Origin of the sequence: Rhodococcus sp. NPDC127593 (assembly GCF_042671975.1) — a bacterium.
Lineage (GTDB): Bacteria > Actinomycetota > Actinomycetes > Mycobacteriales > Mycobacteriaceae > Rhodococcus_F.
In genome coordinates this window covers 79,178-89,259 of the sequence record NZ_JBHXWI010000045.1, presented here as the reverse complement: position 1 = coordinate 89,259, position 10,082 = coordinate 79,178, and the positions used below count along the sequence as shown (strand labels likewise).

Sequence of the window (10,082 nt, the reverse complement as noted above, 5' to 3'; positions counted from 1 at the left end):
GTGCACCCGAACGTCCGAGCAAGCTGTTCCGCCTGCACCGCAGTCGGATAGAAGCGGTACTTGAACGCCCGCTTCACCACCCTCCCCGCCATAACCCAGACACTAGCCACACGGTCCGACAAAACCAGATCGGCTATCCTCGACCCGAAGGACCGGGTTTGCGCCGAAAGACTCACGGATCGCAAATCTGATCGACCGTCTCTACGGAACCGGTTGAGCGACAGTGACATAACGGACAAACCGGGCATTTCCAATCAGGGGATTCCACGGTCGGCCGATTGCCCACCACAAAGAACACGAGACAACCGAACACTTTGCTTTCCATTTACTTACTTTTGAAAACTATGAAAACCCGAGAGGTGCAATCCCTTGGTCTCCCACACGAAGGAACCTTCCGTCCCGATCGGTGACGACAACCGGACACTCGAGGAACTCGGCCCGCACTACAAGTGGATTGCGTTGTCGAACACCACCCTCGGCATGCTGGTGGCGACGATCAACTCGTCGATCGTGCTGATCGCCCTCCCCGACATCTTCAAGGGCATCCACCTCAACCCACTCGAACCCGGCAACACGAGCTACCTGCTGTGGATGATGATGGGCTTCCTCGTCGTCACCGCCGTCCTGGTCGTCAGTTTCGGACGGCTCGGCGACATGTTCGGCCGCGCCCGGATGTACAACATGGGCTTCGCCGTGTTCACGATCGCCTCGATCTTCCTGGCCGTGACGTGGTTCGACGGCTCCGAGGCGGCACTGTGGCTGATCGGGTGGCGCGTCGTCCAGGGCGTGGGCGGAGCCTTCCTGATGGCGAACTCGTCGGCCATCCTCACCGACGCCTTCCCCGCCGATCAGCGCGGGCTCGCGCTCGGCATCAACGGTGTCGCCGCGATCGCCGGGTCCTTCCTCGGCCTGCTCATCGGCGGCATCCTCGCACCGATCCACTGGAATCTGATCTTCCTTGTCTCGGTTCCCTTCGGCGTGGTCGGCACCATTTGGGCGTACCTCAAACTCCACGACACCGGCGTCCGCCAGCACGCCGACATCGACTGGTGGGGCAACATCACGTTCGCTGTCGGATTGATCGCCGTCCTGGTCGGCATCACCTACGGCATCCAGCCGTACGGGTCCTCGTCGATGGGATGGGGCAGTCCGCTGGTGCTCTGGTGCCTCGTCGGCGGCCTCGCCGTCCTCGCGGTCTTCTGCGTCATCGAGACCCGGGTCGCGAATCCTCTCTTCAACCTGCACCTGTTCCAGATCAAGTCGTTCACCTGGGGAAACATCGCCAACCTGGTCGCATCGCTGGGCCGCGGCGGTCTGCAGTTCATCCTGATCATCTGGCTCCAGGGCATCTGGCTGCCGCAGCACGGCTACGACTTCAGCCGCACCCCGCTGTGGGCGGGCATCTACATGCTGCCTATGACCGTCGGATTCCTGCTGTCGGCACCGGTGTCCGGCTTGATTTCCGACAAGCTCGGCACCAAGTGGTTCACCAGCACCGGCATGTTCATCACCGCGGGCACGTTCGGATTGTTGATCGCGCTCCCAGTGAACTTCCACTACTGGGCATTCGCCGTGACGCTGTTGATCAACGGCATAGGCATGGGCATGTTCTCCGCACCGAACCGCGCCGAGGTGATGAACAGCCTTCCTGCCAACGCGCGCGGCGTCGGCGCAGGCATGATGACGACATTCCAGAACGCGGCGATGGTGCTGTCGATCGGCTTTTTCTTCAGCCTGATGATCGCCGGCCTCAGCTCCAACCTTCCGGCCGCGATGAGCGACGGACTGATGGCGAACGGGGTGTCCGCGGCGCAGGCCACTCAGATCGCGAATCTGCCCGCCGTCGCGGTGCTGTTCGCGGCGTTCCTCGGCGTCAACCCGATCCGGGAACTGCTCGGGCCGAATCTGTCGTCACTCACCGAGCAGCAACAGGCACAGCTGACCGGCCTGGATTTCTTCCCCCAGCTGATTTCCGGCCCGTTCGCCGACGGCCTGGCAATGGCGTTCGCCTTCGCGATCGTCGCGTGCGTGATCGGCGGAATCGCCTCGCTGCTCACCGGTCCGCAGAAGAAGGCGACGGCGGACGAGCCGCACGAGTCGGTCGGCGCGGAACTCGCCGGAATCGCCGGCGAAGCCGGAATCGGCCCGAGCGAACTCGTCGACGCGCGGCCTGACACGCCGCAAACCTCGACATCGCGGACATAGGTTCCCACAGTCGGTGGTATGCCCCAATGCCGTGACCTGTGATGATTCGGGATTGCCTCCGGTCTTTGACAGCACCTATTCAGATCCGGGGGCACTCCGTCACACGGGCGACCGACCCTCGCCCCCGTTGCGGTAGGTCTACATCCACTGTCCGCCAACTCGGTATTCAGGTGTTGAGGATCAGATCGGCGGCTTTTTCGCCGATCAGTACCGACGGTGCGTGGGTGTGGCCGCGGATGATGGCGGGCATGACGGATGCGTCCGCGATGCGGAGTTTGTCGATGCCTCGGACCTGAAGGTCGGGTGTGACGACGCTGGCAGCGTCTCTGCCCATGCGGCAGGTGCCGACAGGGTGGTAGATGGTCTGGCCGAGCTCCTCGAGCGCACGGGTCAGCATCTCCTCGTCGGGTGTTCCGGGTGGCACGACCGGCCGGACGATCGGGCCGAGCTGGGACTTCAGCGAGGGCGCGGAGGCGAGCGCGGCGCAGATCCGTAGGCCTTCGAGCATCGCGTTCCGGTCGATGCCGTCGCTGTCGCTGAGGTAACGGGGGTCGATGACCGGCTTCGCGCCGGGATCGGCGGATCGGAGCGTGATCTGGCCGCGGCTGACGGGTTTGAGAAGTACGGCGCCGATGACGAGGGCGTGCGCTGTCGGGGCGACGAGCCCTTCCTCGAAGAACGGTGCGGGCGCGAAGACTATCTCGAGGTCGGGCAGCGGCAGGTCGGGGCGACTGCGAGCGAATCCGTACGCTTCCTCGACATTCGAGGTCAGCATGCCCTTCCGCCTCAGCAGGTAGTTCACGAGCTCGGGGATCTTGTCGGCGGCAAACAGCGAACCGTCGTCGACGCTGTACCCGAACGCGGACACGAAGTGATCGGTCAAACCGCGTCCGACTTCGGGGAGATGATGGTGGACCGCGATGCCGTGCCGACGCAGGTGCTGTTCGTCGCCGACACCGGAGAGCATCAGCAGTTGGGGTGTGTTGACAGCCCCACTGGCGAGGATCACTTCCTTGCGGGCGCGGATGGTGCGCCGGATCCCGTCCTTGACGTAGTCGACGCCGACCGCGGCGGTTCCGTCGAATACGATCCGGGTCGCGTATGCCTCGGTGAGAACGGTCAGGTTCGCCCGCCTGAGGGCCGGACGGAGGTAGGCGTCGGCGGTGCTCCACCGGGCCCCACGCTTCTGGGTGACCATCGACCGCGAAAAGCCCTCGGGCCGAGCAGTGTTGGCGCGTTCCAGGTCGTAGCCGGTTTCGGTGACCGCGTCGAGGAATGCGGTGGTGAGCGGCCGTGGGCTGCGCTGGTGGGAGACGATTACCGGTCCGGCGTTTCCAGTGTCCGGGTGGGCGCCGTCCTGCACGTTCTCGATGCGGCGGAAGTATTTGACTACTGCGGAGAATGACCATGACGTGTCGTCGGTGAGGTCGGCCCATTCGTCGTAGTCTGCGGCGAAACCACGTACCCACATCATCGCGTTCATCGATGACGACCCGCCGAGCATCTTGCCGCGCGGCCAGTAAATCTGCCGGCCGCCGAGCTCGGGTTGCGGCTCGGTCAGGTAGTCCCAGTCGACCTCGCTCCGGAACAGCTTCGCGAATGCGGCGGGGATGTGGGCGAACTTGTTCTTGTCCTCCGGTCCGGCCTCGAGGGCCACCACCTGGTTCCGCGGATCGGTACTGAGCCGGTTGGCGAGCACCGCCCCTGCTGAGCCGGTGCCCACGATGACGTAGTCGGCTGCTGACGGCTGCTGAGTCATTTCTTCATCTCCGTGTCGTTGATGGCCGCCCGCACCGACGCCTCGGGTTCTGGGGGGGGTTGCGGCGACGAACTTCGCCGTCGCGACGTTTATCAGCGGCGCTAGGGCCTTTTGCTGTACGCACAGGCAGCCGCACATCTGGTTCAGGAGTAGTGCCCGTGTTGATGCGGTCGCTCATGCCCGTTGCGGTAGCGATCGTCCAGGACCGGTTCTGGACATCAATTCTCGAGAGAGCCGGCACTTCCCCACGCAGAGCGGTCCGGCGATCACGACCCCGTCGTAACCATCGGCCCCGGTGAAAGTGGCATCGATCGGGAGTAGTTCCTCCACACGCCCGAACAATGGCCAGACACTCGCCATGACCTGAGCGTAAGCGCTCACGCGACAAAATACGACCACGCGGTCTGATACCGGCCCGACCGGTCGCGTTCCTCGATCGACCGGACGCCGACCCCGTTACGCTGAGAACCATGCCGACGGACCGCGGACTCAAGTTCATGAACGCCGCCCACCGCGCCCTCCTGCGCGTCACCGGTGGGCGGGTCGGGCAGAGTTTCAACAAGATGCCGGCGGTGGAGCTGACTACCGTCGGCCGCAAGACCGGGAAGGTGCACAGCGTCATGCTGACCGTGCCGGTGCGGGAGGGCGACACCCTCGTCGTGGTCGCGTCCCGCGGCGGCGACGACCGCAACCCCGCGTGGTTCCTGAACCTGCAGGCCAACCCGGTGGTCCAACTGTCGCTCCAGGGAAACCCCGCGCAGTCCATGCGCGCCCACGTGGCAACCCCCGACGAGCGGGCCCGTCTGTGGCCGCAAGTGACCGCTGCCTACAAGGGATACGCCGGCTACCAGAAGAAAACGGACCGCGAGATCCCTCTGGTTCTGCTCGACCCGACGACCTGACGTCGGTCGCCGGCCGCAGAACACGGTTCGGTTGCAGTCCGGCGTAGTGAGCCGGTTCCACCCTTAACCTCGACCTCACCCTTATAGATTTGCAGATTCCGGGCGGGCGAGGTTGGGAGTGACGTGGACACTGACGATGCTGCGCTGCACAGGTCCGGCACTGGGCACCGTCCGCGGCGCGGGTGGATCGTGACGACCCTGACGCTCCTCGTCCTCATGGGTGCGCCTGCCCCGTCGGCGACGGCCGAAGCGATCGTGCAACCGGTGGCCGCCGACCCGAGCGTCGTCCGGGCGTCCGACGGCATGTTCTACATGTACACGACCGCCGACGACTGGGGCGACGGCCAGGGCATGCACAACATGTCGATCTTCAAGTCCGCCGACCTCATGGACTGGATGTACCTCGGCGACGTCTTCCCCGACCGGCCCGCGTGGCATCCGGACGGCAAGCTCGCGTGGGCACCGAATGTCCTCGAATCCGACGGCCGGTACAGCCTGTACTACTCCCTCTACGACGAGTCGAACCCGTGCATCGGCCTCGCGACGGCCGACAGCCCGACCGGACCGTGGACCGATCTCGGCCGCCCCGTGTTCTGCGCCCACGACGTCGGCGTCGGCGGCACCATCGACCCGTTCGTGTGGGACGACGGCACGACGAAGACGATGTTCGTCGGCAACTTCCAGGGCGTCCACGCCATCCCGCTCAACCCGGACGGCACCGCGGCGGCCGGCGATCCCGTACGCGTCGCGGACGAGCGCTTCGAAGGCCCATTCGTCGAATTCCACGACGGCTACTACTACCTGTTCCTCTCGGCCGGCAACTGCTGCAACGGCGCCGACACCGCCTACCGTGTCCTCGTCGGCCGGTCGGAGTCGCTCACCGGGCCGTACCTCGACCGGAAGGGCCAGGACCTGAACGACGGCGGCGGTGCCCTCATCCTCGCCGGCAGCGAACCGTGGGCCGGGCCGGGCCACAACACGGTGGTCTCCGACGACGCGGGCTCGGATTGGATCGTGTACCACGCCATTCCGCGCGACAACCGGGATCTGCCCAGCGGAGCCCGCCGGCGCGAAGGGATGATCGACCGGATCGTGTGGGCGAACGGCTGGCCCGAGGTCGGTGACGGTTCGCCCGCGTCGACCGGACCGGCGAACCCCGACACGGATCTGCCGGTGCGGGTCACGCTGCGCGCCGATTCCGACACCACGCTGCCGGCGGAGGGCGGGACCGTCGACACCACCATGCTCGTCGAGGCCCCCGAGGACCGTCCCTTCGCTGGGCAGGTGTGGGTCAGCGCGGTCTCCCCGGACGGCCGCACCAGCGACCCGTTCTTCGGGCCGATCGACGTCGACCTGCAACCGGGCGAGGTCCTCGAGGAGGCCATCGCCTACACGGTCCCGGGAGATGCAGTCGCGGGCACCTACTACGCCTACGCGTTCGCGGGCACCTACCCCGACGAGACCGTGGAGTTCGGCACCGTTCACGCCGTCAAGTCCGGCGACGAGGCGAGAATCAGCCCGGTCCGCTCGGTGTCGCTGCACCTCGGCACCATCGCGCGCCGTTAGGGGCCAGCCGCCATGGAGTGCCGAAACAACCGTTTCGGTTTCCAAAATCCACATTAGCCACGAAATCAGCAATGATTTTCCTCATTTGCTATTGAAATAGTGGCGGCTCCACGTCAGGATAGGGGCCACGGTGACGTGCCTCACACGTCACCTTCGGTCAGTCCATCGACAAAGGTGCCCCATTGCTGCAGACAGTGTTCGAGAAGCATCAACCGAACGCCAAGGTTGTCGACCATGCGCTCCGGCGCACCCGGTTGGCACCGTTCTGGATCGAGGACGTCGCCGACACCCCCACCTACCCGGCCGCCTCGGCCGACGCCGCGTACGACCTGGTGGTCGTCGGCGGCGGATACACCGGACTCTGGAGTGCTCTCCTCGCGAAACAGCGCCACCCCGACCTGTCCGTCGCCCTCGTGGAGGGCGAGACCATCGGATGGGCGGCATCCGGCCGTAACGGCGGGTTCGTCGAAGCGAGCCTGACCCACGGCAGCGAGAACGGTCGTCGACGCTGGCCGGGGGAAATCGACACCCTCGAGGCGCTCGGGCTCGAGAACCTCGACGCCATCGAGAAGACCGTCCACACCCTGGGGTTGGACTGCGATTTCGAACGGAACGGCGCGATCTCGGTCGCGATCGCCGATTACCAGGCGAAGGACGTCTTCGACACGGCCCCGAGCGCTACCACCACGGTGCTGGACGGGCCCGCGATGCGCGCGCAGGTGAATTCGCCCACGTATCTGGCCGGTGTGTGGGACAAGGAGTCCACCGCGCTGGTGCATCCGGCGAAGCTCGCCACCGAACTCGGCCGGGCCTGCGCGGAGCACGGTGTCGAGATGTTCGAGCACACCAAGGTGCTCGATCTCGTCCGCTCCCGATCGTCGTCCCGGGTCGGGGTTCGGACGGCGTCCGCGACCCTGTCGGCCGGACGAGTCATCCTGGCAACCAACGCCTTTCCGTCCCTACTGAAGAGGTACCGGCTGCACACGGTGCCGGTGTACGACTACGTCCTCATGACCGAACCGCTGTCCGACGCACAACTCGCCGAGGTGGGATGGACCGCCCGGCAGGGCGTCGCCGACATGTCCAACCAGTTCCACTACTACCGGCTCACCCGCGACAACCGAATCCTCTGGGGCGGCTACGACGCGATCTACCACTTCGGGCGAGGAATGCATCACGACCTGGAAGACCGTCCCGAGTCCCACGCCCTGCTCGCGAGCCACTTCTTCACGACGTTCCCCCAGCTCGAGGGCCTGGAGTTCACCCACCGGTGGGGCGGCGTCATCGATACGTCGACGCGCTTCTGCTCGTTCTTCGGTTCCGCGGCCAAGGGGCGGATCGCGTACGCGGCCGGCTTCACCGGTCTCGGCGTCGGCGCCTCCCGCTTCGCGGCGAACGTCATGCTCGACAAGGTGTCCGGCGAGACGACGGCATTGACGGAGTTGGACCTGGTGAAGTCCATGCCCCTCCCCTTCCCGCCCGACCCGCTGGCGGCGGCCGGCATCAACGCCACCCGGTGGTCCCTCGACCGCGCCGATCACACGGAAGGCCGGCGGAACCTCTTCCTCAAGGCTCTCGACGCGGTCGGATTGGGGTTCGACTCGTGAGCGACCCCGCGACCGGGGTCGTCGCCTGGGAATCCGGACCGCACACCGAGGCTCGCACCACCAACCTCGACTACCACCGTCTCCCGGTCGAGCAGGCGATCGGCGACAGCGTGCCGATGGTCGGCGAACGAGTGCTCGGCGACTTCGCCGGTGTCACCGTCGGCGTGTGGGAGATCGAGCCCAGCGTCTCGCACGATGTCGAGATCGACGAGGTGTTCGTGGTGCTCAGCGGCGACGCGACAGTGCAGTTCGAGGACGACACCCCGGATCTCGAGCTCGGTCCCGGAAGTGTCGTCCACGTGCGGTCCGGTCAGAAGACCCGGTGGATCGTGCGTGACACGCTGCGGAAAGTCTTCATTGCCGCGCCGACCACCTAGCCCCGGCGCCACCAAGCCACGGAAACCACTGCACCCCTTCACTACACCTGCACGGGCACTTCTGCCCGCAGCCACACACCTCGAGGGAGAATTGATGAGCATTGCCGAACCTCCACCCTTGAAGACCCAGCCCTCGAACACCCAGTCCTCGAACACCCACGACCCGCTCGGCTCCGCGAAGGGCCTCAACAGCGGGGCACTGGGATTGATCGGCAACACGGTGATCGGGCTGTCCTCGGTCGCTCCCGCCTACAGCCTCGCCGCGACGCTGGGTTACGTCGTTCTGGCCGTCGGCGACAAGGCGCCGTCAATGTTCCTCGTCGCGTTCATTCCGATGTTGCTCACAGCATTTGCCTATCGTGAGCTCAATCGGGACACCCCGGATTGCGGCACCTCGTTCACCTGGGGTACCAAGGCGTTCGGTCCGTGGATCGGCTGGATGGCGGGATGGGGACTCGCCGTGTCCGCGATCATCGTCCTCGCCAACACCGCGGAGATTGCGGCGATCTACCTGTTCGAGGTTCTCGGTTTGCACGCGGCAGCCGAGTCGCTCGCCGCGAAGGTTCTGCTGGGGTGCTTCTTCATCGCGGCCATGACCTACGTCAGCTTTCGCGGCATCCTCATCAGCGAACGACTGCAGAATGTCCTGATCGCCGTGCAGTTCACGGTCCTGATCGGGGTCAGCGTCCTCGCACTGTCGAAGGTGTTCGGCGGCACCGCCGGACCGCAGGCCGTCACCCCGAAACTCGACTGGATCATTCCGACCGGTGTCTCGATGTCCAGCGCCGCGCAGGCGATCATCCTGTGCATCTTCATCTACTGGGGGTGGGACGCCTGCCTGGCGGTCGGTGAGGAAACGAAGGATTCCGAGCGGACTCCGGGCCGCGCCGCGGTCTTGACCACGGTCATCCTCGTCGCCACGTACGTCCTGGTCGGGTACGCGGTCCAGTCGTTCGCCGGGTTCGGGGACACCGGCATCGGCCTGAACAATCCGGAGAACGTCGACGACGTGCTGACCACCCTGGGCGGGCCGGTCGCCGGTCCGGTGGCCGCCTCGTTGCTGCTGCTGACGGTGTCGATCTCGGCGCTCTCCTCCACCCAGACCACTATCCTGCCGACTGCTCGCGGAACGTTGTCGATGGCGGTCTACGAAGCGTTGCCGCGCCGGTTCGCCTCCGTGCACCCCCGATACATGACCCCCGGCTTCGGAACCCTGGTCATGGGAGCGGCGGCGCTTCTGTTCTACCTGGTCCTGTCGTTCGCCAGCGCCAACGCCCTGCAGGATTCGGTGGCATCGCTCGGACTCGCGGTCGCCTTCTACTACGGCATCACCGCCTACGCGTGCGTCTGGTACTTCCGCCGGACCCTGTTCGACTCGGCACGTAATCTGTTCATGCGCGGCATCTTTCCGCTGCTCGGCGCCCTCTGCATGACGTGGGCCTTCGTTCAGAGCGCCGTCGACATGCTGCGTCCCGACTACGGATTCACCGCGTTCGGTCCGTTCGGGGGTGTGTTCGTTCTCGGCGTCGGAATGCTGGTGGTCGGAATCCCCCTGATGTTGCTGTGTTTCGCGACCGGTTCCCGGAACTTCTTCCGCGGACGCACCCTCACCGCCGACACGGAAGTGAAGGTGCCCGAGTCGTGAGTACCGCCGTCACCGGGAAGA

General features: G+C 65.7%; 8 protein-coding genes. 6 read left to right on the top strand and 2 right to left on the bottom strand.

What is annotated here, in order from left to right; genetic code table 11:
- On the bottom strand, positions 1-92 hold a 92-nt coding region (locus ACFVJ3_RS34340; protein ID WP_378453313.1), incomplete at its 3' end, for a helix-turn-helix domain-containing protein.
- A gap of 277 nt (positions 93-369) precedes the next feature.
- Here ACFVJ3_RS34340 and ACFVJ3_RS34335 point away from each other — a divergent pair.
- Entirely contained in the window at positions 370-2,205 is a 1,836-nt protein-coding gene (locus tag ACFVJ3_RS34335) for an MFS transporter (protein WP_378456298.1), read from the top strand.
- A 166-nt stretch (positions 2,206-2,371) separates the two neighbouring features.
- Here the strand turns inward: ACFVJ3_RS34335 and ACFVJ3_RS34330 are convergent, their stop codons facing one another.
- Positions 2,372-3,964, bottom strand: coding sequence for a GMC family oxidoreductase (locus ACFVJ3_RS34330; protein ID WP_378456297.1), 1,593 nt, complete (start codon positions 3,962-3,964; stop codon positions 2,372-2,374).
- Positions 3,965-4,434: 470 nt separating this feature from the next.
- Here ACFVJ3_RS34330 and ACFVJ3_RS34325 point away from each other — a divergent pair, with 470 nt between their 5' ends.
- The 5 genes from ACFVJ3_RS34325 (at position 4,435) to ACFVJ3_RS34305 (ending at position 10,061) form a co-directional block, all read left to right on the top strand.
- On the top strand, positions 4,435-4,866 hold the full coding sequence (locus tag ACFVJ3_RS34325; protein ID WP_378456296.1) for a nitroreductase/quinone reductase family protein: 432 nt from the start codon (positions 4,435-4,437) through the stop codon (positions 4,864-4,866).
- A gap of 123 nt (positions 4,867-4,989) precedes the next feature.
- Positions 4,990-6,432 carry a family 43 glycosylhydrolase gene (locus tag ACFVJ3_RS34320; RefSeq protein WP_378456295.1) on the top strand — a complete coding sequence of 481 codons (1,443 nt, stop codon included), beginning with the start codon at positions 4,990-4,992 and terminating at the stop codon, positions 6,430-6,432.
- Positions 6,433-6,614: 182 nt separating this feature from the next.
- Positions 6,615-8,039 (top strand): NAD(P)/FAD-dependent oxidoreductase, encoded by a 1,425-nt coding sequence (locus ACFVJ3_RS34315; RefSeq protein ID WP_378456294.1) that lies wholly within the window; start codon positions 6,615-6,617, stop codon positions 8,037-8,039.
- Positions 8,036-8,416 carry a cupin domain-containing protein gene (locus tag ACFVJ3_RS34310; RefSeq protein WP_378456293.1) on the top strand — a complete coding sequence of 127 codons (381 nt, stop codon included), beginning with the start codon at positions 8,036-8,038 and terminating at the stop codon, positions 8,414-8,416. The genes ACFVJ3_RS34315 and ACFVJ3_RS34310 overlap by 4 nt, the downstream gene beginning before the upstream one ends.
- A gap of 94 nt (positions 8,417-8,510) precedes the next feature.
- Complete coding sequence (locus ACFVJ3_RS34305) at positions 8,511-10,061, top strand: APC family permease (RefSeq protein WP_378456292.1); 1,551 nt, start codon at positions 8,511-8,513, stop codon at positions 10,059-10,061.
- Positions 10,062-10,082 lie beyond the last annotated feature (21 nt).